The 26497-nt window shown below is 40.4% G+C and carries 35 protein-coding genes and 1 pseudogene; 35 read left to right on the top strand and 1 reads right to left on the bottom strand.

What is annotated here, in order from left to right:
* Positions 1-250, top strand: a 250-nt coding sequence (locus I2D94_RS18405) for a hypothetical protein (RefSeq protein WP_229056916.1), incomplete at its 5' end; no start/stop codon positions are given.
* 19 nt (positions 251-269) lie between these two features.
* Here I2D94_RS18405 and I2D94_RS15800 read toward each other — a convergent pair.
* Positions 270-656, bottom strand: a complete 387-nt coding sequence (locus I2D94_RS15800; RefSeq protein WP_195397614.1) for a helix-turn-helix domain-containing protein — start codon at positions 654-656, stop codon at positions 270-272.
* A gap of 140 nt (positions 657-796) precedes the next feature.
* Here I2D94_RS15800 and I2D94_RS15795 point away from each other — a divergent pair, with 140 nt between their 5' ends.
* The 34 genes and pseudogenes from I2D94_RS15795 to I2D94_RS18600 form a co-directional block, all read left to right on the top strand.
* Positions 797-1018 (top strand): hypothetical protein, encoded by a 222-nt coding sequence (locus I2D94_RS15795; RefSeq protein ID WP_195397613.1) that lies wholly within the window; start codon positions 797-799, stop codon positions 1016-1018.
* Positions 1019-1096: 78 nt separating this feature from the next.
* Positions 1097-1270, top strand: coding sequence for a hypothetical protein (locus tag I2D94_RS15790; RefSeq protein WP_195397612.1), 174 nt, complete (start codon positions 1097-1099; stop codon positions 1268-1270).
* Positions 1271-1329: 59 nt separating this feature from the next.
* A complete protein-coding gene (locus I2D94_RS15785) occupies positions 1330-1548 on the top strand; it encodes a hypothetical protein (protein WP_195397611.1) in 219 nt (72 codons plus the stop codon).
* A 438-nt stretch (positions 1549-1986) separates the two neighbouring features.
* Positions 1987-2529 carry a glucosaminidase domain-containing protein gene (locus tag I2D94_RS15780; RefSeq protein WP_195397610.1) on the top strand — a complete coding sequence of 181 codons (543 nt, stop codon included), beginning with the start codon at positions 1987-1989 and terminating at the stop codon, positions 2527-2529.
* Between the two features lie 2 nt (positions 2530-2531).
* Complete coding sequence (locus I2D94_RS15775) at positions 2532-3509, top strand: hypothetical protein (protein ID WP_195397609.1); 978 nt, start codon at positions 2532-2534, stop codon at positions 3507-3509.
* A gap of 1 nt (position 3510) precedes the next feature.
* Positions 3511-3717, top strand: a complete 207-nt coding sequence (locus tag I2D94_RS15770; RefSeq protein WP_195397608.1) for a hypothetical protein — start codon at positions 3511-3513, stop codon at positions 3715-3717.
* Positions 3718-3728: 11 nt separating this feature from the next.
* Positions 3729-4565 (top strand): tyrosine-type recombinase/integrase, encoded by an 837-nt coding sequence (locus I2D94_RS15765; RefSeq protein ID WP_195397607.1) that lies wholly within the window; start codon positions 3729-3731, stop codon positions 4563-4565.
* Positions 4566-4629: 64 nt separating this feature from the next.
* Positions 4630-5508, top strand: a complete 879-nt coding sequence (locus I2D94_RS15760; RefSeq protein ID WP_195397606.1) for a DUF4373 domain-containing protein — start codon at positions 4630-4632, stop codon at positions 5506-5508.
* Positions 5505-5795: a hypothetical protein gene (locus tag I2D94_RS15755; protein ID WP_195397605.1), complete on the top strand. Its 291-nt coding sequence runs from the start codon at positions 5505-5507 to the stop codon at positions 5793-5795. The genes I2D94_RS15760 and I2D94_RS15755 overlap by 4 nt, the downstream gene beginning before the upstream one ends.
* Positions 5788-6207, top strand: coding sequence for a single-stranded DNA-binding protein (locus I2D94_RS15750; RefSeq protein ID WP_195397604.1), 420 nt, complete (start codon positions 5788-5790; stop codon positions 6205-6207). The genes I2D94_RS15755 and I2D94_RS15750 overlap by 8 nt, the downstream gene beginning before the upstream one ends.
* A gap of 9 nt (positions 6208-6216) precedes the next feature.
* A complete protein-coding gene (locus tag I2D94_RS15745) occupies positions 6217-8721 on the top strand; it encodes a DNA methyltransferase (RefSeq protein ID WP_195397603.1) in 2505 nt (834 codons plus the stop codon).
* A gap of 684 nt (positions 8722-9405) precedes the next feature.
* On the top strand, positions 9406-9756 hold the full coding sequence (locus tag I2D94_RS15740; protein ID WP_195397602.1) for a hypothetical protein: 351 nt from the start codon (positions 9406-9408) through the stop codon (positions 9754-9756).
* Between the two features lie 133 nt (positions 9757-9889).
* Positions 9890-10093, top strand: a complete 204-nt coding sequence (locus tag I2D94_RS15735) for a hypothetical protein (protein ID WP_195397601.1) — start codon at positions 9890-9892, stop codon at positions 10091-10093.
* Between the two features lie 70 nt (positions 10094-10163).
* Positions 10164-10337: a hypothetical protein gene (locus I2D94_RS15730; RefSeq protein WP_195397600.1), complete on the top strand. Its 174-nt coding sequence runs from the start codon at positions 10164-10166 to the stop codon at positions 10335-10337.
* Positions 10338-10415: 78 nt separating this feature from the next.
* Positions 10416-10646 carry a hypothetical protein gene (locus I2D94_RS15725; protein ID WP_195397599.1) on the top strand — a complete coding sequence of 77 codons (231 nt, stop codon included), beginning with the start codon at positions 10416-10418 and terminating at the stop codon, positions 10644-10646.
* 51 nt (positions 10647-10697) lie between these two features.
* Positions 10698-10934, top strand: a complete 237-nt coding sequence (locus tag I2D94_RS15720; RefSeq protein ID WP_195397598.1) for a hypothetical protein — start codon at positions 10698-10700, stop codon at positions 10932-10934.
* A 99-nt stretch (positions 10935-11033) separates the two neighbouring features.
* Positions 11034-11444 carry a hypothetical protein gene (locus I2D94_RS15715; RefSeq protein WP_195397597.1) on the top strand — a complete coding sequence of 137 codons (411 nt, stop codon included), beginning with the start codon at positions 11034-11036 and terminating at the stop codon, positions 11442-11444.
* A gap of 118 nt (positions 11445-11562) precedes the next feature.
* Positions 11563-11922 carry an HNH endonuclease gene (locus I2D94_RS15710; protein ID WP_195397596.1) on the top strand — a complete coding sequence of 120 codons (360 nt, stop codon included), beginning with the start codon at positions 11563-11565 and terminating at the stop codon, positions 11920-11922.
* A gap of 110 nt (positions 11923-12032) precedes the next feature.
* Positions 12033-12386: a P27 family phage terminase small subunit gene (locus I2D94_RS15705; protein WP_195397595.1), complete on the top strand. Its 354-nt coding sequence runs from the start codon at positions 12033-12035 to the stop codon at positions 12384-12386.
* Positions 12376-14109 carry a terminase large subunit gene (locus I2D94_RS15700; RefSeq protein WP_195397594.1) on the top strand — a complete coding sequence of 578 codons (1734 nt, stop codon included), beginning with the start codon at positions 12376-12378 and terminating at the stop codon, positions 14107-14109. The genes I2D94_RS15705 and I2D94_RS15700 overlap by 11 nt, the downstream gene beginning before the upstream one ends.
* A 4-nt stretch (positions 14110-14113) precedes the next feature.
* Positions 14114-15307, top strand: a complete 1194-nt coding sequence (locus I2D94_RS15695) for a phage portal protein (protein ID WP_195397593.1) — start codon at positions 14114-14116, stop codon at positions 15305-15307.
* A complete protein-coding gene (locus tag I2D94_RS15690) occupies positions 15308-15886 on the top strand; it encodes an HK97 family phage prohead protease (protein ID WP_195397592.1) in 579 nt (192 codons plus the stop codon). It begins immediately after the preceding gene.
* Positions 15879-17558 carry a phage major capsid protein gene (locus I2D94_RS15685; RefSeq protein WP_195397591.1) on the top strand — a complete coding sequence of 560 codons (1680 nt, stop codon included), beginning with the start codon at positions 15879-15881 and terminating at the stop codon, positions 17556-17558. The genes I2D94_RS15690 and I2D94_RS15685 overlap by 8 nt, the downstream gene beginning before the upstream one ends.
* Positions 17559-17837: 279 nt before the next feature.
* A complete protein-coding gene (locus tag I2D94_RS15680) occupies positions 17838-18227 on the top strand; it encodes a hypothetical protein (protein WP_195397590.1) in 390 nt (129 codons plus the stop codon).
* Entirely contained in the window at positions 18211-18537 is a 327-nt protein-coding gene (locus I2D94_RS15675) for a hypothetical protein (RefSeq protein WP_195397589.1), read from the top strand. Before I2D94_RS15680 ends, I2D94_RS15675 begins: the two co-directional genes overlap by 17 nt.
* Positions 18537-19031: an HK97-gp10 family putative phage morphogenesis protein gene (locus tag I2D94_RS15670; RefSeq protein ID WP_195397588.1), complete on the top strand. Its 495-nt coding sequence runs from the start codon at positions 18537-18539 to the stop codon at positions 19029-19031. Before I2D94_RS15675 ends, I2D94_RS15670 begins: the two co-directional genes overlap by 1 nt.
* A 12-nt stretch (positions 19032-19043) precedes the next feature.
* Positions 19044-19637, top strand: coding sequence for a major tail protein (locus I2D94_RS15665; protein WP_195397587.1), 594 nt, complete (start codon positions 19044-19046; stop codon positions 19635-19637).
* A gap of 1 nt (position 19638) precedes the next feature.
* On the top strand, positions 19639-20010 hold the full coding sequence (locus tag I2D94_RS15660) for a hypothetical protein (RefSeq protein ID WP_195397586.1): 372 nt from the start codon (positions 19639-19641) through the stop codon (positions 20008-20010).
* A 14-nt stretch (positions 20011-20024) separates the two neighbouring features.
* Positions 20025-20183 carry a hypothetical protein gene (locus I2D94_RS15655; protein ID WP_195397585.1) on the top strand — a complete coding sequence of 53 codons (159 nt, stop codon included), beginning with the start codon at positions 20025-20027 and terminating at the stop codon, positions 20181-20183.
* Positions 20184-20214: 31 nt separating this feature from the next.
* Positions 20215-22296, top strand: a complete 2082-nt coding sequence (locus tag I2D94_RS15650; protein WP_195397584.1) for a hypothetical protein — start codon at positions 20215-20217, stop codon at positions 22294-22296.
* Positions 22293-23018: a hypothetical protein gene (locus tag I2D94_RS15645; RefSeq protein WP_195397583.1), complete on the top strand. Its 726-nt coding sequence runs from the start codon at positions 22293-22295 to the stop codon at positions 23016-23018. The genes I2D94_RS15650 and I2D94_RS15645 overlap by 4 nt, the downstream gene beginning before the upstream one ends.
* On the top strand, positions 23015-25108 hold the full coding sequence (locus I2D94_RS15640) for a phage tail spike protein (RefSeq protein WP_195397582.1): 2094 nt from the start codon (positions 23015-23017) through the stop codon (positions 25106-25108). The genes I2D94_RS15645 and I2D94_RS15640 overlap by 4 nt, the downstream gene beginning before the upstream one ends.
* A gap of 3 nt (positions 25109-25111) precedes the next feature.
* Positions 25112-25309 carry a hypothetical protein gene (locus I2D94_RS15635; RefSeq protein ID WP_195397581.1) on the top strand — a complete coding sequence of 66 codons (198 nt, stop codon included), beginning with the start codon at positions 25112-25114 and terminating at the stop codon, positions 25307-25309.
* Positions 25266-26497, top strand: a pseudogene (locus I2D94_RS18600) (collagen-like protein); the annotation flags it as partial. The gene I2D94_RS15635 and the pseudogene I2D94_RS18600, both read left to right, overlap by 44 nt.

Below are 26497 nucleotides of genomic sequence, written 5' to 3'. Positions count from 1 at the left end.
CGCTGCCGATCCTGCCAGTTGGCGCTGGCGGGATTTTTTTATTTGTTTTAATGCCGTATATGGCTTCTATCAAAAATCGCTAAAATTTGATAGAATATTTTCGCAGAGCAACCCCGGCCGGACATCTGCAATAGGGGGGTGCTTATTTATGTATGAAGATCTTATTAAAGAGATCACTGATCTTCTGTTACTGATCACAGATCAGTCTAAGCTTAAACGCATTATCGCGTTTATTCGATCAATGATATAACATCCAAGGCTGGACGCGCTCAGCCTTTTTTATATTCTTCTGCGATCTTCTTGGCGATCTTTTCTATAGCTTCCCATTCATCATCTTCAAGCTGGCTAAGTATTCGGATGATTCTCTGTTTTGTGCAGCCGTCGTTTTCCGGCTTCAAGATTGTCCCCATCCATGCGGCAAGTTCTTCTTGTTCAGATAGTTCGTTAAATGGCTCGCCATCGCCGGTTCGCAGCCATTTTTCATTTACATTGTAGGTTGCGCAGATTACTTGAATGTTTCTATCTGTTAGGGAAATTCGGCCCTTTTCTATATTTGCGACATTGGATTGAGATAAACCAATTCTTTCACCGAAATCTGTTTGATTCATCTGCAAAGTAGCTTTTCTCAATTCTTTTATTCTTTCGTAGATTTCCAATTTTTCCACCTCATTTATATTAATATAATAGCATTGCGAAAAATATTTGTAAAGAATAATTTTTATCGTGTAAGTAATTGACATAAATATTATTATGGTCTATAATATGCTTAGCAAATAAAAACGGAGGAAAAGAAAAGATGAACGCAACAAATACAGAGATCAAGAAAACAGCGCAAGCGGCATTCAGAAGTGAGTTCGGAGTTGAACCAAAACTTAAAGATATTCGTCTATTAGAAGCTTCCGGAGATAGAACTTACATCTTATTCAGAATAGGAAAACATGAATATGCATTCAATTCATGTGTCTATTCGGACGGTTCGGTTTGGGTTGGTGATGGCACATTGACAATAAGTAAATAAGCCCTTCGGGCGTCCTTAATGCAGCCGAAGCCGGTGACAAGCCCGGAAGAATGCAGAGTCAAGGAAAGGAGAAAGAAAATGTTAGAAGCAAATAAAAAAGAGCTTAGAAAGCCCGCAATCGAGATGGTCAATAAGCTTCCGGAAGACGGTCAGAAGGTGTTTGAGATCGCTGCGATGGCCTACTTGCTCGGATGTGAGCAAACCCGAAGCAAGAAAGAGTTTCCCAGGCTCAATTCTTCATCCGCTCGATAATATCACCGAGGCGGAACGATTGTTTTTTGATAAAGACTATTTAAAGGAGTGATATTAAAGTGAACGAAGACGTAGATAATTTGATCGATATTGAGCTTCCGTGTCTGCTGCACAGAATTACTTGCATTATAAATTCAAGCTTCGCAAAAGAAAGTTTAGAGTACAAAAATTTTATGGCTAAAAAAATAAAAAGTGCAGTCAACTCGGAATTAACTGCACTAAGCGATAAACCTAAAGATAATCTTAACATTCTAATAGAAAGAAGCGTGAGCGAATGAACAAAGAACTAGAAAGCGAGGTGAGAGAGTGGTGACTGTGACAGTAGCGCTTCTTGTATCTTTTATAACATCGGTATGTATCAGTAACATTGTCGGGATACATTACCTAAGGAAATTAGACCGAGATTGGGAAGACGTGTTTGTAAGAATGAAAAACATTACGCTAGAGGAAATATCTAAGCGTAACCATTAAATGCAAATGCTCACAAATCTGTACTGAAAGCTGGTGAACTATGAACAATCAAGTGTCTATTGATCGACTGATTAACGCATTAGCCGAGATCATGTCGACAGATGATCTAAAAGTCAAAATCAAGGTAATAAAAAAAGAATCCCCTGATAGCTTGGCGGCGTCGGGGATTCAAGATGATTCTATCGCTATAGGATCATCTCTATTTTACCACAAGCAATCAAGCTTGTGAAGGGAGGGAGAATTAAATGAAAAAATATCGGCTTAAACGTCCAGTACTGGTGGTACTCACGGCTGCGGTGACCGCCGGTGTGACGCTTAACCTGCCAGCAGCAGAGGCAGAAACCCCCGCACCCGCGCCGCAGACAGTGACAGTGATCGATCTTTATCAGCAAGACACGCCGCCCGCTTATACCGCTGAAATGGTGGTCAGCTGGCACGAGTGGCAGCCAACAGGTAAGGCTGCTGGCGTGGTGCCGGTTGCGCTGCTGGAGCTGGCCGAGGAGTACCAGATCAGCCCGGTTTACGCCGCTGCGGTGTTTGTACTAGAGACCGGCTGGGGAAGCTCGTCCGCATGGCTGACCAAACACAATCCGGCCGGCATCCGGTGCGGTGATCGGTACTGCCAGTACAGCACGGCCACGGATGGCCTCAGACGCATGTTTGAGATCATGGGCGACTATTACAACAACGGCCTGACCACGGTAGCCCAACAGCGCTCGCTGTGGTCAGAGGCTGAGGATACAGATTTAATCGTACAGCTCATGGAGCAGCTGGCAGGAGGAAATTAAGAATGAAAGTTGAAGGATTCCATTTCAAAAGAGGAATGGACAACAATATAGTAAGCATCGTTGACGATACAATCCAGATTCACAGCTACGACAACATCGGGACTGGGATCATCCGAAAAGAAAAGCTCGGATTCATTCAAAATGGTGAAATAAAATTCATTTTGAATAAAAAAGATTTCAATTTGCTTAGAAATTTTAATGAAATGGACATTTCGATGAACGGAGAAACCATTTCAATTCAATCGGGCAAAGTTAAGCTGAAAATTCAAAATCAAACGGAAGCAAAAGAATATATGCCTGACTTAAGCGGGAAAGAGCAATTAAATCTGCCGGTTGATATATTGATAGCTGCAAGTGACTTTGTTGGTGACACAGACAGAAGCAAAGGCATTTTGGTAACTCCGAATTGTGTAACTGCTTCGGATGGAAAAGTCCTGTATCGGTTCAGCATTAATACAGGCGTTGATCGCAAGATATCAATTCCGACTGATTTATTAAAAATCATCAATAAAGAGGTAAACTATTCTCCGTATCTATGCGGAAATTTGATTGTCATGAGCTGCGAAGAAGAAAAGGTTTATACCACACTGATTGAAGGATTCGTGGATGGAATTGAAAGAATCTCAGGAGGTGGAAAAGGAAAGGTGCATCTTAACAAAGGCGAACTAATCAGGCACTTAAATTTAGCTTCAAACTTTGGAACCGCGATTGTGATGGATGTATCAAACGGAGTATTAACCATTGATTCCGTACAGATTGACAGCAGCCAATCCTACACAGGAGAAATTAACGTTGAAACAAACATAAAGCAATTTAAAAAAGGTGCCGTTATTAAGAATTTAATGAAAATCGTTAAGCTGGTAAATGATGAAGAAATAAATTTGATTCTTGGTGATAGGACGTATGAGATCGCAGATGAAGACTTGTATTCTCTAACGCTTGGATTTACGATCCAAGGTTCAAAAGAAATGGAGATTTGAAATGGCGAATATCGGAATCCTTTTGAAAGTTAAAGAAAATACATTCTTCAAATTAAAGTGTGTTTCTGGATCAGTTCATCCTGCGGAAGAATATATAATCATTGATGGAATTCTGTATCAAAATGGAAATCAAAAAGCGGTGAAGGTTTCAAATGCGATTCTTGAGAATCCATACGACTTCATTGTAATTCCAGGTCTTGGAATATAAAGTTAAAACCAATGAATAAACAAGAAATGCAGAATCATCTGAATTCGTTTATTGAAGATCAATATTGCAAAGAATTATCAAAAAAGACACTGCATAAATACAAATCGGATATTCAGTCGTTTATTGACTGGCTGCCTGATGATTCTGAGATCACAAAGAAGCTGATGATCGATTACAAAAATCATCTGAAAGAAAAAACAAAAAAGACAACAAGTATAAACAGTTATATCACGGCGATTGATAAATTTGTTTATTGGCTCGGAAGAAAAGATCTTGCGTTGGAAAAAGTGAAATCGCAAATTGAATATGAGCTTGACAATGTGATCGATTTGACAGACTATAAGCGCTTATTAAAACAGGCGCGAAAATCAGGCCAAAAAGACACTGAATTAATTATGCGTGTCCTTGCTGGGACTGGTATTCGTATAGAAGAATTAAAATTCTTTACCGTTGAGAATTTAGGACCTTATATAGAAGTAACTAACAAAGGGAAAACAAGATCTGTACCGATCAGACGTGAGTTGCTTCATGATCTTCGATCTTATTGCAAAGAAAACAAAATTCGATCAGGGACTTTATTTCCTGGCCGAATACCAGGGAAGCAGCTGACCAACTCTGCAATTTGGAAACGACTAAAAAAAATCGCAGGGTCTTCAAAGGTGAAAAAAGAAAAAGTTTATCCGCACAGTTTCCGTCATTTCTTTGCATTGGAGTATTTGGAAGCGGGTGGGCTAGAAATTGAGCTTGCCGATATTCTTGGGCACAGCAGCCTGGAAACGACAAGAATTTATGTTCGCGCAACAAAAGAAAGAAAGCGCGAAAAAATGGAAAAAATGAGATACAAATAAAAGTGAAGCCGAATTTGGTGCTTTGTCCGTCTGGTTAGGTTGGCAAGGTGTTAAGGAGGTAAAAATGGGAAGACCAGTAAAAAAAGGCTTGGATTACTTCCCGTTAGATGTCGCACTAGATACCAAATTAAATTTAATAAAGGCTGAGTTTGGGTTGCTTGGGTTCGGCATTGTGATCAGGCTATTCCAATATATCTATGGAGAAAATGGGTATTACATGGAATGGTCGCAGGACGTTGCGTTAATGTTTGCGAGCAAAGAATCCGTGGGTGTTAACGCCGTGTCCGAGGTAGTCAATGCGTGTTTAAAAAGAGGTATATTTGATCAAAGCAAATTTAAAGAATTTGGAATTCTAACTTCAAAAGGTATCCAGGAAAGATATTTAGAAGCTACGGATAGAAGAATCGGTGAAAAAATTTGCAATAAATATGCCGTTTTAAATGTACCCAAAAAAGCAGTAAATGATGGCATAAACGGGATTAATGTTGACATAAATAGAGTTAATGTTAACAGAAAGTACACAAATAAAAGTAAAGTAAATAAAAGTAAAGTAAATAAAACATATAGATCTATAATCGCAGACTACACGTCAAATTTAGATCTTCGATCATCGCTTGAAAATTTTGTTGAAATGAGAAACAAAATGAAAGGGTTCACGTTAAATGCGTTGAAAATATTATTAAAAAATCTCGACAAACTCGCATCAGATGATTTATCAAAAATTGAAATTGTAAATCAATCGATAGAAAGAAGCTGGAAAGGTTTCTTTCCAGTTAAGCAGAAAAGCCCTTTTACATCGCGACGACAGGACGTGCTGCCTGATTACTACCAACAGATGAAAGCTGGATCGGATCCGGAAGTCACAGATGAAACCGATTTCGACCGCGAAGAATTTGAAGAAATCCGCAGGCAACTGCGGGAACAGGAGGAACAGAAGAAATGAAAAAAGAGGGGTTATACAAGCTCGCCATTGAAACATATGGCAAAGAAGCCCAGATCAACCAAGGCATCGAGGAAATGGCAGAGCTGATCCAGGCCGTAAATAAAGTCAACCGTGATCCGCACTACTACCCATATTGGGTTAATGTCGTCGAGGAAATTGTTGACGTAGAGATCATGCTTGAGCAATACAAAATCATCTTTGACATATCGGATGACATGATTTCAAAATTTAAAAATCAAAAACTGTATCGACTTGCCGATAGATTGGGGGATAAGGTCTATGATTAACCGAGTAGTCATAACCGGTCGTCTATCCAAAGATCCAGAACTGCGTAAGACACAATCAGGGTTGTCCGTCTGCAGCTTCCAGCTCGCTGTGGATCGCCCTAAGCAAAAGGGGCAGGATGATGCGGTCACGGACTGGATCAGCTGCCAGGCTTGGCGTCAGGCTGCTGATTACATTTGCAGATATGCAAAAAAGGGAGCGCTGCTTGCGGTGGATGGCCGGATCCAGACGCGCAGCTATGACAATGCCTCTGGCCAGAAAGTGAACGTTACCGAAGTCGTCTGTGAGCGGGTCGAGATCCAGCGACAAGCATCAACGCAGAGCAGTGGTAAGCAACAAACAAGTTTAAATCAAGATAGCTATACCAACGATGAAGTGTTTGATAATGTCTGCATAGATGATTTGCCGTTTTAAGGAGAAAGTATGAAATACGAAGAGTTTTTAAAAACAAAAATAGAACTTGCAGCTGAAAGCGGATTTGATATCGATCCAGAAGAGATCGCACCCATTCTGAAACCGCATCAACGGGACGCGGTATGCTGGGCGATCCGCGGAGGGTGTCGGGCGCTATTTGAATCATTTGGTCTTGGGAAGACGATTCAAGAATTGGAATGGTGCAGACAGATAACAAACCATGAAGGAGGGAGGGCGCTGATTGTTCTTCCGTTAGGCGTAAAACAAGAATTTGAACGCGACGCTCGCGAATTATTAAATATCAAAGTGAAATATGTGCGCACAATGGAAGAAATCAAAAACAGCGAAGAATCAATCCTGCTGACAAATTATGAGCGCGTTAGAGATGGTGATATCGATCCGGCTTATTTCACGGCGACGTCGCTGGATGAAGCTTCGGTGCTGCGAAGTTTTGGAAGCAAGACTTATCAAACCTTTCTTGATAAATTTAAAAAAGTGAAATATAAGCTTGTCGCAACGGCTACGCCGTCGCCCAACAAATACAAAGAGCTGATTCATTATGCTGGATATTTAGGTGTTATGGACACAGGGCAAGCGTTGACGAGATTCTTTCAAAGAGACAGTACAAAGGCTAATAATTTGACATTATATCCAGCGCAAGAAGATGAGTTTTGGCTTTGGGTCAGCAGCTGGGCATTATTTGCTACCAGGCCGTCAGATCTTGATTCAAGTTATTCTGATGATGGTTATGATCTTCCTCCGCTGGATGTTCGGTTTCACCGACTGCATATTGAAAACACAGAAATCACAGATCGCGACGGGCAGCCACTTCTTTATCGCGACGCTGCAGTGAGCCTTCATGACGCTGCAGCAATCAAGAGAATGAGCATTCAGGACCGTGTGAAAAAGGCAAAAGAAATCGTTGATTCAGATCCGGAAGCTCACTTTATCTTATGGCATGACCTAGAAGCGGAACGACATGAGATCAAAAAGCAAATTCCCAATACCGTGGAGATCTACGGCTCACAGGATTATGAAATCCGCGAAAAAAGAGTGATCGATTTTTCAGATGGAAAATGTCGCTTGTTTGCAACAAAAAAAGAACTATCCGGATCAGGGTGCAACTTTCAACGCTATTGTCACCGAGCGATCTTCGTTGGGATTGATTATGAATTCAATGATTTTATTCAGGCGGTTCATCGGATTTATCGATTTCTTCAGAATGATAAAGTTATCGTTGATATCATTTATACCGATGAAGAAGACAAAGTTAAAGATGTCCTTATGGATAAGTGGAAGCAGCACGATCACATGGTAGGTAAGATGATCAAAATTGTGAAGAAATATGGGTTGAGCGAAGCCGGGAAATCGGAACGGTTAAAAAGAAAGATGGGAGTAAAAGCAGTGAAAGTTGAAGGTAAATTATATACGGCAGTCAACGATGACTGTGTAGAAGAAACAAAGCGAATGAAAAGTAACAGTGTTGGATTAATCCACACGTCTATTCCGTTTTCTAATCATTATGAATATACGCCAAATTATAATGATTTCGGTCACAATGAAGACACAAAGAAGTTTTTTGAACAGATGGATTTTTTAACGCCGGAATTATATCGGATCCTGCAGCCTGGACGAGTGGCTGCGATCCACGTCAAAGATCGTGTCTTATTCGGCAACGCAACAGGTACCGGAATGCCGACGATCGAACCATTTCATGCACTTTGCATAGATCACTATATGAAGCATGGATTTCAGTATTTTGGAATGATTACCGTCGTTACGGACGTCGTGAGGGAGAACAACCAAACATATCGCCTTGGATGGTCCGAACAATGCAAAGACGGGTCGAAGATGGGGGTAGGTTGCCCTGAATATATTCTTCTATTTCGGAAGCTTCCGACAAATCGATCTAATGCTTACGCTGATGATCCGGTAGTTAAATCAAAAGAAGACTATACAAGAGCACAATGGCAGATTGACGCACATGGATTCTGGCGTAGCAGCGGCGATAGATTAATGAGCAAAGACGAGCTAATCCGGATTCCGGTTTCAAATCTTCAGAAAGCATATCGAAAATATTCGCGCGAATCTGTGTATAGTTATGAAGAACATGTCGAACTGGCAAAAAAACTAGACCAGAACAATAAGCTGCCTGCGACGTTCATGGTTGTCGCGCCTGGAAGCTGGACCGACGAAGTCTGGGACGATATCAACCGGATGCGGACGCTCAACACCGAGCAGAGCCGGCGTAGACTTCAAATGCACGTATGTCCGCTTCAGTTAGATATCGTTGAGCGGATCATTAACCGATATAGCAATCCAGGAGATCTTGTTCTTGATCCGTTTGCAGGCTTGTTTACGGTCCCGATGAGCGCCATTAAACTTGGTCGAAAAGGATATGGGATTGAATTGAACGAAGATTACTTCCGGGACGGCGTGGGTTATTGCAGAAGAGCTGAGATAAAAAAAGATATTCCATCTTTGTTTGACTTTATTGAAGATGAAAAAAAATAAACGAAAACTGAATAAAAAAAAGAGAGGTGAATATAGATGCCATCATCAGCGTATACGATAAAAAGAGAACAATTTGAAAAGAATATCAAACTTGTTTACGAATATGAAAGAGAAAGGGGAATGAACCATGCGGAGTTTGCTAGGATGTGTGGGATTAACCACAATACCTTCGCGCAAATCGCATCCGGCCGGTTTAACGGAACGATTTTCACATGGTGAAAGATAAAAGCGGCGACAAACTTAAAAATCGAATATGATCAAAAGATATGCGATTGCCTACCGCCAAAATTGAGTAAAAATGAAATATTTTTGACCGATTATGTTATCCCTCACCTTGCAAGATTTGGAAACGTCTACATGAATCCGTTGAGGGTTAAGAAGTTAGGAGGCAATAAGAAGCTCATCAACGCATTAAAGGCGTATGGGTTAAATTGCTGCATTCATTCAGAAAGCGAAGACAACGGATTTGTATTGGAAGTGTTAGACAAATGATCAAATTTAAGAAATCAGAAAAAAGGGAAGAATCAAAAAGCTGGATCGTGAAAATCTCGGATTACGACAGCAAGCCGAAAACTTAAAAAGAAAGGAAGAAGCACGCTATAAAAGCGATGCATGGGTGGATTAAATGATTGACGAAAAGAAACTGATTGACCGTTTAGAAAGAATGAAAGGTGTGATTGAATAATGAAACTGACTAAAGAAGAATGCGGGCATGCGATTGTAACATTGGCAACAAGAGGTGGCGATGAAAATGAATTTTTAAGCTTATACGCATATTTTAAAAATGAAATTGATTGTTTGCTTTCCTTGATAAATGAACACTTCGACAATCCGCCTTTGAAGTTCGATGAATTAGAAAAAGGAATGTGGATCTGGGATAACAAAAACAAATGCTGGCTATATCTATTTAAGCCTTTAGACTGGGAACCAATAAAAGGATTAAGATACGCTGAAAGAATTATTGAACATTCAACTGAAGGGTATTATATGGACTTTGAAAAAGGTCGGTTTTATAGAAAGCAGGTGGAAGAATGATAGATGTACGTTGGATGTTATTGGCGTTGCAAATTGCGTTGGTTTTCATTCAGATTAAATATAAACAGCCTTGGCTCGTTATTCCGGTTCTTTATATTATGTTTAAGATAATCGTTTTATAGGAGGAAGGAAAATGAATAAGTATAAAAAATTAGCAGAGAAAGCAACGCCACAAAAACCGTTTGAACGTCGTGAAATCTTTGAATCGTATCCTAAAAAAGATCGTGTCGTTACGGTTTATCTATGTCCAAGATGTGGCATAAGCTTAAGCTCATTTGACATTCCTAATTATTGCGATAATTGTGGACAGGCGCTGGATTGGAGCAATGACCAATGATCCCCGCACTGCTCGCCGTCGCGTTTGTGGCGATCGTGCTACTGATTGATCGGATGGGAGGTGACCAGTGATGACCGTCGCTGAGATCCAAGCGGCCATCCTGGCCACGCAAAAACAGATCGCTAACACACTGTCACCGATGCGCAAAAGAGACCTGCAGCGTCATTTGGCAATGCTCAGACGCAAGCTACGAGCTGCTGAGCGCAAAGAAATGAATTGTGGCGGCCAGAAATGGGGATTCTAGCAACATTCTTGAAAAAAAGGTAATCTTACTAAGAGAAAAATAAAAACCGCGTGCGAACGATTCTAAGGAGGTTGACGGATGGCGAGGAAGAGCACAAAAATATATGCCTTGTACGACACCAAGGATAATGATCTATGTGTGTTTATTGGTACGGTTCCGGAGATCGCTGCCTTCTTCGATATGTGGCTTGCTGCGGCGTACCACAGCATCAAACAAGGGCGCAAATTTAAAAAACGGTATCGGTCAGAGTTGATAGAAGTGACTGGGGGGGATAGCGGTGGACGAGAGGATCAAACGGGCAAAAGATAAGATGCGGATTGCTGAACGAGAAGAACTAAAATGTTCCAGGGGAGTTAGAGAATGAAGAATGTTGAAAAGTACATAAACGAGATTTGTCTTACGATCGCCAACGCGAATGAGTGTTATTTCTCGGGCGATTGTTTGACATGTGAAATAAACGGAATCTGTTGTGATTCTGATAAACTTCTTAAGTTCATGCTTCAGCCGGTTGACGCTACAACGCACAAACAAAATGCGGAAATAAAGTGTGAATTTGAAGCTGAAAAACAGGCCAAAAATTCCGAAAAGTATTCATGAATCAAAAATAGCAAAATAAACCTTAACAAAAGGCAGAAAGGAAGGAAACGTGCTGGAAAGATAATATACTGGTTATCTTTCCAGCAAATAGAAAGGCAAATGAACGGAGAAAGAGAGAAGTTCGAGCAATTTAAAAGAGATTGCAGGTCTTTGAAATACCTGACAAAAGAATTAATTGAAATCAACGAAAAGCTAGAAGATCTTGCTTATAAGATGCAGGGAGTTTCTGGAATAAGCACGTCAGATCTTCGATATGAAAATGCTATGTACAAGGACAATCGGTTGGAATTAATGGAAAAAGAAGAAGAACTTTTAAATTTAAAAAAAGAATATGCTTCAAGGATAAATCGAGTAAATAGAATCCTCTCACAAATTGACCCATCAATGATGATGGTAATCACCGACCTTTATATCAATAAAAAACCGTCTGAAATTGTCGCAGCTCAATATGGCATGACAAAGCCGACAATGTATTCAAGGATGAAAGAAGCGCTGAATGGTTTTATTTAATTTCTTTACTCAGTAAAGCGAATTTGATGATAATATGGTATTGTAGAAATTGAATGAAAGCATATCGGCTCTGAATATTTTCAGAAAACGTTATGCTTTTATTTTTGAGGTTAGAAAGATGAACTATTTAAGAAAGCAGCATGATCTTTTTTACGATAGAACTTCTTGGAAAAACGTGAGCAGCAAGGCATTGCGAAGGGACGGATATCAATGCCAGATCTCAAAGAGATACAAGGCTATTCCGGATCCAGCGCAATGCGTTCATCATATCTTTCCGCGCGAATTCTTCCCAGAATATGAATTGTGCTTATGGAACTTAATAAGCTTAAGCTTCACCAACCACGGAAAAATGCACGATAGAAAGACAGGCGGGTTAACCGAAGAAGGAAAGAAACTGATGTATAAAGCAGCAATAAAAAACAAAATCGACTATCAAGCAGCTATTGATAGAATGAATCAAATGATCAAAAGGGAATAGCCCCCCCCTTGGCGCTATGACCCTCCGTGGCAGTTTCTACTGGAAAGGGTTTACTCTTCCCTCTCCGGTCGAATTTTTTGACAATTAAAAAGCAGAAAGGAGACGATAAAGTGAAAAAAGCAGGATATAAAAAGAAGATCATTGCAGCATGTGAGCAAGCTGGGACTTATCGTCCCTTTTTTGATGAGCCGATCAATCAGCTTGCGGAGATCATGGAATTAAGGGAAACAGCGATGAAACAATTTAAAAAATCAGGAAGCAAAAGCGTCATTGTAAAGGCAACGCCATCGGGTCCAGTTCCAATTAAGAATCCGGAATTATCCTTGATCGACAATTTGACAAGGACGGCATTGTCTTATTGGCGAGATCTTGGATTAACGCCGTCAGGCTTGAAAAAAATTGACGAAAAGTCGATGAAGCAGAAAAAGAAATCAGTTCTTGCGGAGGCGCTAAATGGTTTCTAAATTTAAAGACCAAGTAATTCAATATGCAAAAGATGTTGTCGCAGGAAAAGTGAAAGCAGGCGGAAACGTCAGAGAATGCAAACGCTTCTTAGATGACCTTAAACGAGATGATATTGAGCTGCGAACAAGAGATCCTGATCTTGTGATCATGTTGATTCAAAAGCTAATTGTTCACAAACAAGGAGAGACGCTGGAAGGGCAGCCGCTTATGAACAAGCCTCTAGTCCTTCAGCCTTTTCAAATGTTCATCGTGTATAATCTTGTCGGATGGTATTGGAAAGGAAGCAATATCAGAAGGACAAATGAAGCGTTTATTTATATTCCGAGAAAAAATGGAAAGACTCTATTTGTTGCTGGCTTAGCGTTTGCGCTTGGAATTCTTGAAAGGAAATCAGGCGCACGAATTTACATCTCTGCAGCAGCACTCAAGCAAGCAATGGAAGCATTTGACGATATTCTTTATTCGGTTCGCTACTATGGCATCGATCAAGAGGAAGGGACGGTAATTCATGACAACAACATGGAACATTCAATTGAATTAAATTTCTATGATGCTGATGGAAGAACATCCGGATCGCTTAGAATTGACGCGATGGCAGCTAACCCGGACGCGCAGGATTCATTTAACTGTAATATCGCTATCTGTGATGAAATTCACGCATTCAAAAAGGCCGCGCAATACAACAGATTCAAAGAGGCAATGAAGGCTTATACAAATAAATTAATGATTGGCATTACGACGGCAGGAGATAACATCAATTCATTTGGGTATCAGCGGCTTCAATATGCGGAAAAGGTACTCGACGGCATTGCTAAAGATGATGCTTTTTTTTGCTTTGTTTCTCATGCTGACGCTGATGATAAAGTAAATGTAGACTTCTTAAATCCAGAACAACACGAAAAAGCGAACCCTTCATACGGTGTGACGATTCGGCCATCAGACATGATGAACGACGCGATGCAAGCGCAGAATGACCCGCAACAAAGGAAAGACTATATCAGTCGAAGCCTTAACGTTTATACAAACGCAATGCGGGCATGGTTTGACATTGAAGAATTTAGAGCTTCTGACAAAAAGTACAATTGGACATTAGAAGAATTAGCGAAGCTTCCGATTAAGTGGTACGGAGGTGCGGATTTATCGAGATTGTATGATTTAACCGCAGCTGCTTTATTCGGCCATTATAAAGGTGTTGATATCATCATAACTCACGCGTTTTTCCCTGTCGTTATGGCAGTGAGAAAAGCGGATGAAGATAACATACCGCTTTTCGGATGGGCTGACGATGGATGGCTGACCATGTGCAACACTCCGACGGTTAACGCTGCGGATGTGGTTGAATGGTTTAAATCGATGCGTCGTCAAGGATTTAGGATTGAACAGATCGGGCAAGACAGAAAGTTTGCGCGAGAATTTTTTACCTTGATGAAATCAAATGGATTTAATGTTGTCGATCAGCCTCAGTATTCTTATGTAAAATCAGAAGGATTCAGATATATTGAAAAAAGCGCGAAAGATGGGAATTTGTATTACCTTCATTCCGACGCTTATGAATATTGCGTTGCCAACGTTCATGCAATTGAAAAGACGGATGATTTAGTCCACTTTGAAAAAATAGGAAAAACAACGAGAATCGATTTATTTGACGCTTCTGTTTTTGGCTGCGTAAGGTATTTAGATAACTTAGACCGCGCTAAAGCAGCGGCGCAATGGTGGGGGTGAATAAATGTTAAAGAAAAAAAAGAAAAACATTCGGGCTGAACCAAAAAATAAAAGAAATAGCGAAAACGGATTTTATTTGTGCAGCAGCGACGCGTTTGAAACGTTGACTTGTTCAGGATATACAAGCTTGGCGCATAACCCAGAAATCATTTCCGCGGTTGACACGATCGCAAGATTAATCGGATCAATGACCATTCATTTAATGGAAAACAAAGAAAATGGAGATGTCCGCGTAAAAAATGAATTGTCAAGAAAGATTGATATTGATCCGAATAGAAACATGACGCGAATGAACTTTATAGTTTGGATTATACGAACGATGATGATCGAAGGTGATGGAAACGCCGTCGTTTATCCGGAAACGCGGAGAGGAATTCTTAAAAACCTTCAACCAATTCCACCAGCGATGGCAGCATTTATCCCGGATGGTTTGTGGGATTATAAAGTGTCGATTAACGGTGATTTATATGATCCTGATGATATTCTTCACTTTGTTTTGAATCCTGGTTCTTATTATCCGTGGAAGGGCGAAGGGTATCAGATTGCCTTATCTGATGTTGCACAAACATTGAAACAAGGAACTGAAACGCAGAAAGGGTTCATGGAATCAAAATGGAAACCATCTTTAATCGTTAAAGTCGATGCGCTGACCGAAGAATTCGCTGGGAAAGAAGGACGAAGAAATCTGCTTGATGAATACGTCAACACCGGCCGAGCTGGTGAACCGTGGCTCATTCCGGCTGAACAGTTTTCAATCGAGCAAGTTAAGCCGCTGACCCTTTCCGATTTGGCGCTTTCTGAAATGATTCAGCTTGATAAAAAAACAGTTGCTGGAATTCTTGGAATTCCGGCTTTTGTTTTGGGTGTTGGAGAGTTTAAAAGGGATGAATGGAACAATTTCATTTCATCTCGGATTATGCCTCTTGCAAAAAATATTGAGCAAGAATTAACAAGAAAACTTCTTTTAAATCCGGATTGGTTTTTTAGATTTAATTCAAGAAGTCTTTACAATTACGACATTCGGGACTTAGCAGAAGTTGCCGATTCTCAATACGAAAGAGGAATAATGACCGGAAATGAGGCGCGAGATTGGATTGGAATGTCACCGCGTGAAGGTCTTGATGAGTTACGAATCTTGGAAAATTACATCCCACTAAGCAAAGTGGGGGATCAAAGTAAATTGAACGGGGGTGAATAAATGGAAAAAAGAACATTAACTTTGAAAAATGAAAACTTTAAAACACGGGAAGAAAATGGAGAAATGAGAATCGAAGGCTACTTTTCAGTTTTTAATTCTCGATATGAATTATGTGATGGAGCCTATGAAGTTGTGCTTCCGGGTGCGTTCGACGGAGAAACGAAAAAAGATGTACGCGCATTGATCAATCATGATAGCACGCTTGTCTTAGGAAGAACAACCGCCGGAACGTTAGAACTGCGGGAAGATGACTATGGTTTGTGGGGTTCTATCTTGATCAATGGAAGCGATCAAGATGCCGTTAACCTTTATGAGCGAGTGAAACGCGGAGATGTTGATCAATGCTCATTTGGATTCAATATTGTTGATGAAGATATCGAATGTTCAGATGGGAATCCTACTGTTTGGAAAATTAAAAAAGTTCGACTTTATGAGGTTTCTGTCGTTACCTTTCCGGCGTATGAAGCGACATCTGTGCAAGCACGAAAAAACGAAATTGAAAACATCAAAAAACGTCAGATCGAATCCTGGCGTTTTTCTATGCTCAAAAAGCTGAAAGGAGAAAAAGAAAATGCTTAAAACACTGATGTTAAAACGAAAAATCGACAATTTAAAAAAACAGTTAGAAGAATTGCGAAAAAAAGATACTGAATTTGAAACGAGGGAAGCCGAGCTTGAAACCGCGATTTCAGAAGCGACAACAGACGAAGAAATGACAACAGTCAATGAAGAAGTTGAAGCGTTCGACGAGGAAAAGCAAAAACACGAAACAGAAAAAAACAAGCTTTCAGCAGATATTGAAAGTCTGGAAGCAGAGCTTGATGAAGAAGAAAAGAAAGCACCAACAGAGAGAAAAGAAGAAAAAAAGAAAGAAGAAAGAGGGGGAAATCAAATGAACATCCGAAACACAATTAGAACCGCACAGAAAAACATTCGCGCCATGGATCTCATTCCTCATGAAACTCGAGAAATGTGGATGCAGAGAGACGATGTAAAAAAATTCTTAAACGAAATCCGCGAAGCCGGAAAAAACAAGCGAGATTTGCAAGGCGGGTCGTTAACGATTCCTGTCGTTTTCTTAGATTTAATCGCCGAAAATATGTATCGTTATTCAAAGTTGATCGATCGCGTACGAGTTAGAACGGTTCGCGGCGAAGCTCGTCAGACGATCGCCGGGCTCGTGCCGGAAGCGATCTGGACTGAAATGTGCGCTGCGATTAATGAACTTACATTCTCGTTTGGTCAAATTACATTAGACGGTTACAAGGTTGCTGGGTTCATTCCAGTTTGCAATTCTTTACTGGAAGATTCCAATATTGAATTAGCATCTTACATCGTTGAAATGATTTCTGAATCTATCGGTCTTGCCAAGGATAAGGCAATCTTGTATGGATTAGGTTCAGCTTCTCATATGCCGCTTGGTATCGTAACTCGTTTGGCGCAGACTCAGAAACCAGATGGTTATCCGGCAAGCGCACCGGAATGGACAAATTTAAGTACGTCTAACATTCTGAACATCCCATCTGCTACAACTGGCGCTGCATTCTGGTCAGCGTTAGTCACAGCGACAGCAACTATTACAAATCGATATGCACGAGGAAATAAATTCTGGGCAATGAATTCAAAAACACTGGCTGCATTACAGTCAAAGGCAATCACGTTTACTGCAACTGGCGCGATTGTCGCGGGTGTTTCTGATACGTTGCCGGTTATTACAGGCGACATCGTCATTCTTGAATTTATGCCGGACTATGATATCGTCGGAGGTTACGGAGACTTGTATCTGTGGGTTCATCGAGCTGGAATGCAGATTGAATATGATCGGTCTGTTCAGTTTATTCAGGATAACACCGTATTCCGCGGAAAGGAACGTGCGGATGGATCGCCTATTATTCCTCAAGCATTTGTTGCTATCAACATTAATGGAACAACACCGACAACTTCGATTCCGTTTCCAGCAGATACAGCTAACGATGCAGATTTAGATAGCTTGACTGTTGCTGGTCAGACTTTAGCGCCGACATTTGATTCCGATGTTTTAACCTATTCGATGACTGCTTCTGCAGCAACGGCAGCAGTAACGGCTACACCTAAAAACGCAAATGCTTCTGTAGCTCTGGCTTATAATGGAAAGAATGTCAAGAATGGTTCCACCGTAACATTCACTGATGGGTCTCATCCGTTAACCGTAACCGTAAAAAATGGAAATTCAAGCCGTGTTTATACGGTGAATGTTTCTTATAGCGCATGAATCCGGAAGAATTAATTTATACGCTTGTGGTCATGGATATTCCTTTATATAATCCGCCTCCACAAACGGAAGCCTTCATAAAAAATTTGATCTCCGTCGCAAAGACGGAGATCACCCGTGAAGGCATTCAATTAGATTTAAATGATATAGATCATGCTCAAACGGTTGCGATATATGCTGCTTACTTATATCGGAGGAGATCGGCCCCGCAGAATGGAATGCCGAGGATGTTAAGATGGAGATTAAACAATCTTTTATTTAGTCAAAAGGCGAAAGTGAGTGAATAAAAACATGGACACAACTGCGCTTGATTCAGGTTTGATTCAGATCTGTAAAATCATTGACGAGACTAAACCGGGAGGAAAGCCTAAAGAGAAGTTAGCGCCCTATTTCAAGTGCTATTTTGGTGAGAGATCAATCAGTTATTCGCGTCAATATATGGCTTATGGTGCAAATCATAAAATAGACTTTGTTGCAAGAATTTTGAATTTAGGAACAAGGCCGAAAATTGGCGATTATGTTATTCTTAGTTTTTATGATGGACAGGAAAATGAAAATGGAGATCAGTTTCGTCTGGATAATGTTCAGCCGCTAACCGATGACGATGGAAATAAAGTGTTTGATTTAACACTGTCAAGATTGGAGAAATTCTATGAAATCCTTGAATGATAAATTAAAAAGTTTTCAATCTTCTATTTCTGAAATTTCAACTTGTTATCACTATTTTAGACCGGTTCATCAAGAGGCGCCGTTTATAGTTTGGGCAGAGAATGGAGAAGGTTCAAGCTTTTATGGAGGAAACCGAAAAGAAGAACAAACGATAGCGGGAATAATCGATCTTTTTACAAAGGAAGAATTTGATCCGCGAATTGATGAAATTCAGGATTTTCTTTTTCATCTTCCATCGTTTGAGCTTGAATCTGTTCAATACGAAGAAGAAACTGAGTTGATCCATTATGAATGGAGCTTCGAGATATAGTGGCAAGATGGATTGTAAACAATGAGGCGATCAATTCTTATTTGTCTATGCTTAAAAAAATGCAGGTCAATTCAGATGAGATCATAAGAAGAGCTATTTATCCGGCTGCCGGAATCATGGCGGATGCGATAAAAAAAGAAGTGGATAATCTTCCGATCGTTTCGCCGAAAGAAAGAGGCACTGAAAACAAAAAATTGAAAGGGCTCACTTCTAAACAAAAAGAAGGTCTTCAAGATAGCCTTGGCATTTCGCCGATGAAAGAAAGAGATGGGATTATCTCAGCGAAAATCGGGTTTGACGGCTATAACAGCGTAAAAACAAAAAAATTTCCGAACGGACAGCCAAACGCAATGATCGCAAGGTCGATCAATTCAGGAACATCTTTTCGAGAAAAGACACAGTTTATGGATAAAGCAATCCGTAAAAACAGAAAAAAAGTTGAAAAAGAAATAGAAAAACAACTCGACGAACAAATAAAAAAAATAATGAAATAAGGAGGTAAAAAAATGACTGCACAATATGCTGCCGGAAAAGTAACAATCGGATTTTCTAACCCTTACGTAGCAACTTATTCAGCCGAGGGAGGAACGATTAAATTTGGTACGCCTACTGTTCTTGCTCGTGGCGTTTCTGTCCAAATTGAGCCAGAGTCTTCTGATGATAATAATTTCTACGCAGACAATCAGCTTGCCGAAACGGATTCCGGAAGATTCACAGGCGGAACGACCACGTTAACTGTAGATGGCTTATTTATTGCTGCAAAGAAGTTGATTTACGGTCTTCCTGTAGCGGGTGAAGACGGATGGACGGCGTTTGGCGATGAACAGAAGACACCGTATGTAAGCATTGGCTTCATTGTGAAATCAAGATCAAATGGTAATGATATTTATCAGCCGATTATTATCTTAAAAAACAAATTCCAAGAGGCTTCAACCGGCGCAGAGACGCAAGGAGAGGAAATTGACTGGCAAACTCAAGAACTGACTGCTTCAACAATGAGATCTGACAATTCGACCCACGATTGGAAATGGGAAGGAAAAGAATTCGAGAGCGAAGAAGAAGCAGTAACGGATTTAAAGAAAAAAATGGGGTTAAGCTAAAATGAAAATCAATGGAAAAGAAAGAGTCTTCGAATACAATTTTCAAGCATATTCAGAATTATCAAAAATGTGCAAAGATGAAAATTTATCGAACATGGCCGATCTTTTTGGAGATAATCCATTAAAGGCAATGGAAGCGACGATTGACATCGCGATCATTATGAATAAGGCATTTGAAGACCATAAATCCTATGATTGTCCGAGCTATACGCCGGATTATTTGACAAGTGATGATTTTCGCTTTTACCCGATAAACGAAATTAATGATCTTCAATCAGCTTTAATGGGCTGCATGAAAAATGATTCAGAACGAAAAGTCGAAGGGGAAGAACCGAAAAACAAAAAAAAAGAAAATCAAGAAAAATCCAGCTAAACAGCAGGTGGATTATGTTCTACGGCTATAAAATAGGAATGAGCAAAAATGAAATCCGGTTTTCTAAATATGGAGAAATTCTTGATTTAATTACTTGCAATCAAATTGAATCAGGAAATCTTTTGCCAAAAAAGAAAAAGCTAAAATTTGAGGATGTCATGAAAATGAAATGACATCCTCTTTTTTAAAAAGGAGGTGCAAGCGATGGCGGTAAACATTGGCCCTAAGATTGGAATTGATGGAGAAGCAGAGTATCGCGCTCAATTAAAAGAAGTTATCCAGCAAACGAAGACACTTGCATCCGAGATGCAAAAGGTGTCTTCTTCTTTTGATAAATCAACAAGTGCAGAGAAAAAAAGTGCTGCACAAAAAGAGGTATTAAACAAACAAATCCAAGCTCAAGAAAAGTTGGTTGCTCAAATGGCGAAGGCAGTAAATGAAGCTGCTGCTAAATATGGCGAAGCTGATATCACGACCCAAAAATGGACACAGCAAATGAACAAAGCTGAAACCGAACTAAATAAAATGAAAAGCCAACTTAAAAACATCGAACAAGGATTAGATGAAGTCGATGATGGATTTGAAGAAAGCGGAAATTCGGCGGCTTCATTTGGCGATGTATTAAAGGCTAACGTATTAAGTCAGACCATAGTAGATGGATTTAATAGACTTGTTGATTTATCTAAGGAATTAGTGTCAAACATGATCGAAAATGCAGCTTCAATAAAAGCGGAAACAAGCCAATTTGCGCAAACATTTGGAGAGTTTGAAAAAGAAGCGAAAACAGCTATTAAAAATGTCGCAAATTCTTCTGGGATTTTAGAAACTCGACTCAATACATTAGGAAGCTCTATTTATGCGTTTGCTAGGTCTTCCGGTGGGAGCACGGCGGAAAGCATGGAAATCATGGAAAAGGCATTGCAAGCTGCAGCGGATGGGGCTGCGTATTATGATCGAAGCCTGGAAGAAACATCTGAAAGCTTAATGAGCTTCTTGAAAGGAAATTACGCGAATGATGCAGCGCTTGGATTATCAGCGACAGAAGCAACAAGAAATGCGGAAGCAATGGAGCAATTCGGGAAAAAGTTTAATGATTTAACAGAAATTGAAAAACAGAAAACACTTTTGCAAATGGTTCTTGATGCGCAAGAACTTTCTGGCGCAATGGGTCAGGCTTCGCGGGAAGCTGATGGATGGGAGAATGTTCAGGGCAACTTAAACGAAGCATGGCGTCAGTTTACGGCAAACGCAGGAATTCCTTTGCTCGAACATTTAACTCCTTTAATACAAGATGTGACGAAAAAGATCACCGAAATGACGCAAACTACAGATTGGGAGAAATTTGGCGAAAATTTTTCAAATTTCATAAGTTCGATTGTTGAGAATGGTCCATTAATCTTATCGATTATAAGTGGAATCGGCGCAGCCTTTGTTGCATGGAATGTTTCATCAATGATAAATGGACTTGTTACATCAATCAAAGCATTTAAAACTGCAAATGAAGGAGCTACGATAGCGCAAATGCTGATGAATAAGGTAATGAGCGCAAATCCGATCGGGATTGTCGTTACATTAATTGCTGGGCTTGTGACTGCAATCATGACTCTTTGGGCAACAAATGAAGGATTTAGAAACGCAACTATCGAAATCTTCACAAACATCGGAAATAAAGCAAAAGAAATCGTAGATAATATTGTCAATTTTTTTACTGTTACTATACCAGAAGGAATTGAATATTTAAAAACAGCATTTCAAAACATGAAAGAAAAGATCTCAACTACCGTTGGAGATATATATAAATCAATCGTTGATGGAATAGGGAAGGCGGTGGATTGGATTAAGTCACTTCCTTCTCAAGCGGTGAATTGGGGGAAAGATATGATTCAAGGGTTCATTAATGGAATTAAATCGATGGTAGGCGGAGTGGTCGATGCGGTTTCTGGCATTGCCAACACGATCGCCGGATGGCTTCACTTTTCTCGCCCGGATGTCGGCCCGCTGCGGGAGTACGAAAAGTGGATGCCCGACTTCGTTGGAGGAATGGCGAAGGGTCTTAGGAATTCTGAGTGGATGATTGAATCCGCGATTTCTAACATTGCTTCAAGTATGATAATTGATGTTGGGTCTCCATCTGTTGCTTCGTTGAATACACCTTCATCCGGTTTCTCAGGTTCGATTAATGTAAATGTTTACGCTGCCGAAGGTCAGGATGAAAGACTAATCGCTGATAGAGTCGCAGAAATTATAGATCAAAAGATACAAACAAAAAGAGGTGTGTTTGCATGATTAAACCTTTAATTTACAATTACTTTTCTTTTAATTCTGTTTCTTCGTTAACGCTTGGAATTCAAATATCCGGATCCGGAACTTACAATTCGCCAGAAAGAGCGATTGAGCGAATCAGTGTTCCCGGAAGAAATGGCGATCTGATTCGCGATTTGGGTAAGTTCAATAATGTAATAATTCAATATCCGGCTTTCATTTTCGGACATTTTCCAAACAGATCTAGCGATTTCAGAAATGTTATGTTAAAAGACCCTTTTTATCATCGGCTAGAAGATTCGTATCATCCAGACGAATTCAGAATGGCGTCTTATGCTGGCCCGTTTGAAAGTGACCCGTTTCAAAATAAATCGGGAAATTTCACAATTTCATTTAATTGCAAGCCGCAGCGCTTTTTGAAATCAGGAGAAAGCAAAATCGATCTAAAAACAGAAACGATTTTAAATAATCCGACTTTTCAAACGTCGCTTCCATTGATCGTTGTCCTTTCAGGAACCGGTGAAATAAATATAAATGGTGAAATCGTTAACCTTAAAAAGAATGAAAATGGCGTCGTAATCGATTGCGATATTCAAGAAGCATATTCAAAAAATGGCAATTTAAATTTAAACGGCGATCTTGAATTGACGACCGGATCATACCCAATTTTGATTCCTGGCATTAATTCAATTTTAATTCCTGAATCGATGAATTCTTATATTATTCCAAGGTGGTGGCGTTTATGATTCCGATATTATTAGATTCAACAGAAACAATTCATCAACTTGTTAACGACAAGACTAATGGGATTGGCCGTTTGACTGGATGTGTCCGATGCGAAGTGACCGAAGAAAGAAATGGACCTTATACGCTTGAACTTGACTATCCTGTCGAAGGTGATCACTTTTCTGACATTAAACCAGGCAGAGTCATCCGAGTTAAATCTAATCCGGATGACCCTCAACAGATGTTTAGAATTCAAAAAGTCTCGAAGCCCATTCGAGGGAATATTACCGTTTATGCAAATCATATCAGCTACGATTTATCAAAGGTATCGGTGCTTCCGTTTGAATCAAACGGAGCTGCAGCAACATTTGCACGGATTAAATCGTCCATGATTGGTGGGAATGATTTTTCTTTGTTTACAGATATTACAAATTCAACAAGTTCATTTATCAACGACAAGCCGCAGAGCTTCCGCGCGTTGATGGGTGGGCAAGAAGGGTCGATGATTGATGTATTTGGAGGGGAATTAAAATGGGATAATAACAAAGTGTCACTTTTGGCCAATCGAGGAAAAGACAATGGACTAACTATCGCTTATGGTAAAAATTTGATTGACATTAATCAGGAAGAAAACATTGAATCGATGTATACTGCAGTATTTCCGTACATTATCGATTCAAATCAAAAAGCGATTGTCGGAGACCTTCAAACCATTATATCAACGGATGAGCATAAAATTTTAAATCTTGATCTGTCTTCTGAATTTCAAAATACAAATGAAAGCGGCGAAGATGTCCCGCCTACAAAAGAAGAAATCAATGCAAAGGCTCAAGAGTATATATCAAAAAATGATTTGATTTCACCGAAAATTTCAATTTCTGTTTCTTTTGTTGATTTATCGCAGTTTGATGAATTTAAAGAAGTGTTGCCTTTGCTTAAACTTGGATTATGCGACACGGTAAGAGTGAAGTTTGATAAACTCGGGATAAGTGCTCAAGCTAAGATGATCAAATATGTTTATGATTCGCTTCTGGAAAGGTACATTTCTATCGAAATTGGAGACGCAAAGAGTACGCTTGAAGGAACGATCATTGCAATCCCGGAAGAAAATAAAAGTCAAATTGAACAGGCGACCGGCTTTCTTGATGGAACGATTGCGGCGTTTACCGGAATTATCGCGAATGGTCTTGGTCTTTTTGTTACGCGGAAACCTGTTGGAACTGATGGTGGATATCAAATTTATTTACACAATAAACCAACACTAGCAGAAAGCCAGTATCAGTGGACTATAAATTCATCAGGATTCGCCGTGTCGAAAGACTATGGGAAAACATGGTCAGCAGGGTTCACAGCAGATGGGGATGCTGTATTTAATTCGCTTTCCGCTAACGCAATTTATGCGCTTTCGATTTTTGGGTCAGTGATAACATTTGGTGATCCTGATGGTGCAAATGTTGTCGCAAACACTACGCCGGATAATGGTGGAATTCAGTTTACAGGCTCAGGAAAGATTCATTTCAATACATCCGGAGAATTCAGAGCGGAAAATCGCGGAACTTCAAATATTCTTGCCAATCAGATATTAATGTATCGCAGCAGCAACAATTCTCTTTTTTATCTAACCAACCGATCAATGCAGGATCAAGACGCTAATAAAGTTAGTTTAATATCTCAAGATGATTGGAATGCGATCCGGTTAGATAACAATGATGAAGGAAACGAGGTCAATTCAATTCAACTTTCAACGGCAGGCTTAAAAAGCGATATAAATTTGTGGAATTATGTACCAGGGACAAAAAATGCAGCCAATTCTTTTGTAATGGGATGCGACGGTGGTAATACCTTTTTAAATATTACGAATTACGATTCAAACGGCAATCAAAAGTGTGGGATCTACTTTAAAGAAAATGGAACGTTTACGATCAGTTCAAACACGGGCGGGACTTCGCAAATATATACGGACACCGGTGGAAATTTAACCGTTTCTGGAAATAATTCTTTAAATTTAGTCAGCCAGAATTATTACGTCGTCATCCGCTCTGGTGGTGTTGCACGGCGCTGCGTTTGGAAGACGATTAACGGAGAGATGATCTTGTGCGGGGAGGTTTAAACGATGACTGAATTGAAGCAAAGAATCGAAAAGCTAAAATTTAATATTGTTAAATCAATCAATGACAGCGGTCTTGCGTTGGAGGTTTGTGAGCTTGTTCTAGACACCGTTCATATCCAGCTGCAGAACCAAATTGAAAAAATGAAGGAGGAAAGAAATGATGAAATTCGGGACGATTACCCAGCAGGGTCTGACGCTTAGCAGCGATATCGGCATTCTTCCGGCTCAGCATTCCGCGAACATTCAAATTGACTTTTCTGCTGATCCGGCTTATTCGGGCTATGCAGCAACCGCGCAAATTGCTTATCCGACCTGTGATCTTGTTTATTTAAATGTTTCTGTTCCTGTAATGGATGGCGCAATCGTCATTCCTGAAGAATGCTTCAAACAAAACGGGACGATGATGATAAGCGTCGGGTTTGCGAAAGAGAATGAATTAATCGTGACTCATCCACTTTCTTTGATCGTGGTAGACGCGCCCGGCTCGTCTGTCGTGCTGCCTCCAAAGGACATCTGGCAGCAACAAGTCTCCGCATTTGTTCAGTCTTATTTAAAAACGGAAGGGATCGCCATTTCAGCGACGGCCGTGACCGGTGAACCTGGAACAGAAGCTAAAGTCGAAAACACCGGAACGGGCACAAATCCGATTTTTAAGTTCACCATTCCGCGTGGAAATGTTGGCCCGATTGGTCCGCAAGGTCCGAAGGGAGAAACGGGTGCAACCGGACCGCAAGGCTTAACCGGACCGCAAGGCCCGAAGGGAGAAACGGGCGCAACCGGATTGCAAGGCCCAGCAGGCCCATCCGGTGCAGGAGTGCCGCCGGGAGGCGAAATAGGGCAGATCATCGTCAGCACTGGAAATGGTGGAGCAGAGTGGCGGGACATGCCAGAAACAGATGTCACGATTGACCCGAACGGAGGATTAAAAAAAACCGACACTGGATTAGGCATTAAAACTTATACTTCGCTTAATAATGGTCCAGGTTTAATGATCGAATCGAACGGTATTTACGTTAGAGCGGCCTCAAATAATTCGCGCGGTGGCATTGTTGGTGTAGCAAAAACCGCAGAACAGACCGAAGCCGTAGGAATCGGAAACGATGGGAAGCTTTATACCAAATTTATTGGTTATCAATTTGAATCCATCGATCCGCGCGGAGGGATTATTAATGAGCAAGACAACGCAGGATTAAGAATTAAATTGAATCGAGACCAGGTTGGAGGCGCAGGATTAGAAATAGATGAGAATGGTTTATATCTTAAACAAGCAACCAACTCTTTTTTGGGTGGCGTTCTCGTTGATTTGGCCTTGTCTGAAACAAGTGCGAATCCGGTGCAGAACAAAGCAATCACCGCAGCTATCGGTGACATAAGCACGGCGCTTGCTGC

This window comes from Holdemania sp. 1001302B_160321_E10 (assembly GCF_015552275.1).
Classification (GTDB): Bacteria; Bacillota_I; Bacilli_A; order Erysipelotrichales; family Erysipelotrichaceae; genus Holdemania.
Note: the sequence above shows the minus strand (reverse complement) of the source record. Positions and strands in the feature narration are given on the sequence as shown.

Coding starts and splice junctions, on each gene's coding strand:
- I2D94_RS15795 (WP_195397613.1), top strand. CDS start 797: ATGAACGCAACAAATACAGAGATCAAGAAAACAGCGCAAGCGGCATTC.
- I2D94_RS15790 (WP_195397612.1), top strand. CDS start 1,097: ATGTTAGAAGCAAATAAAAAAGAGCTTAGAAAGCCCGCAATCGAGATG.
- I2D94_RS15780 (WP_195397610.1), top strand. CDS start 1,987: ATGAAAAAATATCGGCTTAAACGTCCAGTACTGGTGGTACTCACGGCT.
- I2D94_RS15775 (WP_195397609.1), top strand. CDS start 2,532: ATGAAAGTTGAAGGATTCCATTTCAAAAGAGGAATGGACAACAATATA.
- I2D94_RS15770 (WP_195397608.1), top strand. CDS start 3,511: ATGGCGAATATCGGAATCCTTTTGAAAGTTAAAGAAAATACATTCTTC.
- I2D94_RS15765 (WP_195397607.1), top strand. CDS start 3,729: ATGAATAAACAAGAAATGCAGAATCATCTGAATTCGTTTATTGAAGAT.
- I2D94_RS15760 (WP_195397606.1), top strand. CDS start 4,630: ATGGGAAGACCAGTAAAAAAAGGCTTGGATTACTTCCCGTTAGATGTC.
- I2D94_RS15755 (WP_195397605.1), top strand. CDS start 5,505: ATGAAAAAAGAGGGGTTATACAAGCTCGCCATTGAAACATATGGCAAA.
- I2D94_RS15750 (WP_195397604.1), top strand. CDS start 5,788: ATGATTAACCGAGTAGTCATAACCGGTCGTCTATCCAAAGATCCAGAA.
- I2D94_RS15745 (WP_195397603.1), top strand. CDS start 6,217: ATGAAATACGAAGAGTTTTTAAAAACAAAAATAGAACTTGCAGCTGAA.
- I2D94_RS15740 (WP_195397602.1), top strand. CDS start 9,406: ATGAAACTGACTAAAGAAGAATGCGGGCATGCGATTGTAACATTGGCA.
- I2D94_RS15735 (WP_195397601.1), top strand. CDS start 9,890: ATGAATAAGTATAAAAAATTAGCAGAGAAAGCAACGCCACAAAAACCG.
- I2D94_RS15730 (WP_195397600.1), top strand. CDS start 10,164: ATGACCGTCGCTGAGATCCAAGCGGCCATCCTGGCCACGCAAAAACAG.
- I2D94_RS15725 (WP_195397599.1), top strand. CDS start 10,416: ATGGCGAGGAAGAGCACAAAAATATATGCCTTGTACGACACCAAGGAT.
- I2D94_RS15720 (WP_195397598.1), top strand. CDS start 10,698: ATGAAGAATGTTGAAAAGTACATAAACGAGATTTGTCTTACGATCGCC.
- I2D94_RS15715 (WP_195397597.1), top strand. CDS start 11,034: ATGAACGGAGAAAGAGAGAAGTTCGAGCAATTTAAAAGAGATTGCAGG.
- I2D94_RS15710 (WP_195397596.1), top strand. CDS start 11,563: ATGAACTATTTAAGAAAGCAGCATGATCTTTTTTACGATAGAACTTCT.
- I2D94_RS15700 (WP_195397594.1), top strand. CDS start 12,376: ATGGTTTCTAAATTTAAAGACCAAGTAATTCAATATGCAAAAGATGTT.
- I2D94_RS15695 (WP_195397593.1), top strand. CDS start 14,114: ATGTTAAAGAAAAAAAAGAAAAACATTCGGGCTGAACCAAAAAATAAA.
- I2D94_RS15690 (WP_195397592.1), top strand. CDS start 15,308: ATGGAAAAAAGAACATTAACTTTGAAAAATGAAAACTTTAAAACACGG.
- I2D94_RS15685 (WP_195397591.1), top strand. CDS start 15,879: ATGCTTAAAACACTGATGTTAAAACGAAAAATCGACAATTTAAAAAAA.
- I2D94_RS15675 (WP_195397589.1), top strand. CDS start 18,211: ATGAAATCCTTGAATGATAAATTAAAAAGTTTTCAATCTTCTATTTCT.
- I2D94_RS15665 (WP_195397587.1), top strand. CDS start 19,044: ATGACTGCACAATATGCTGCCGGAAAAGTAACAATCGGATTTTCTAAC.
- I2D94_RS15660 (WP_195397586.1), top strand. CDS start 19,639: ATGAAAATCAATGGAAAAGAAAGAGTCTTCGAATACAATTTTCAAGCA.
- I2D94_RS15655 (WP_195397585.1), top strand. CDS start 20,025: ATGTTCTACGGCTATAAAATAGGAATGAGCAAAAATGAAATCCGGTTT.
- I2D94_RS15650 (WP_195397584.1), top strand. CDS start 20,215: ATGGCGGTAAACATTGGCCCTAAGATTGGAATTGATGGAGAAGCAGAG.
- I2D94_RS15645 (WP_195397583.1), top strand. CDS start 22,293: ATGATTAAACCTTTAATTTACAATTACTTTTCTTTTAATTCTGTTTCT.
- I2D94_RS15640 (WP_195397582.1), top strand. CDS start 23,015: ATGATTCCGATATTATTAGATTCAACAGAAACAATTCATCAACTTGTT.
- I2D94_RS15635 (WP_195397581.1), top strand. CDS start 25,112: ATGACTGAATTGAAGCAAAGAATCGAAAAGCTAAAATTTAATATTGTT.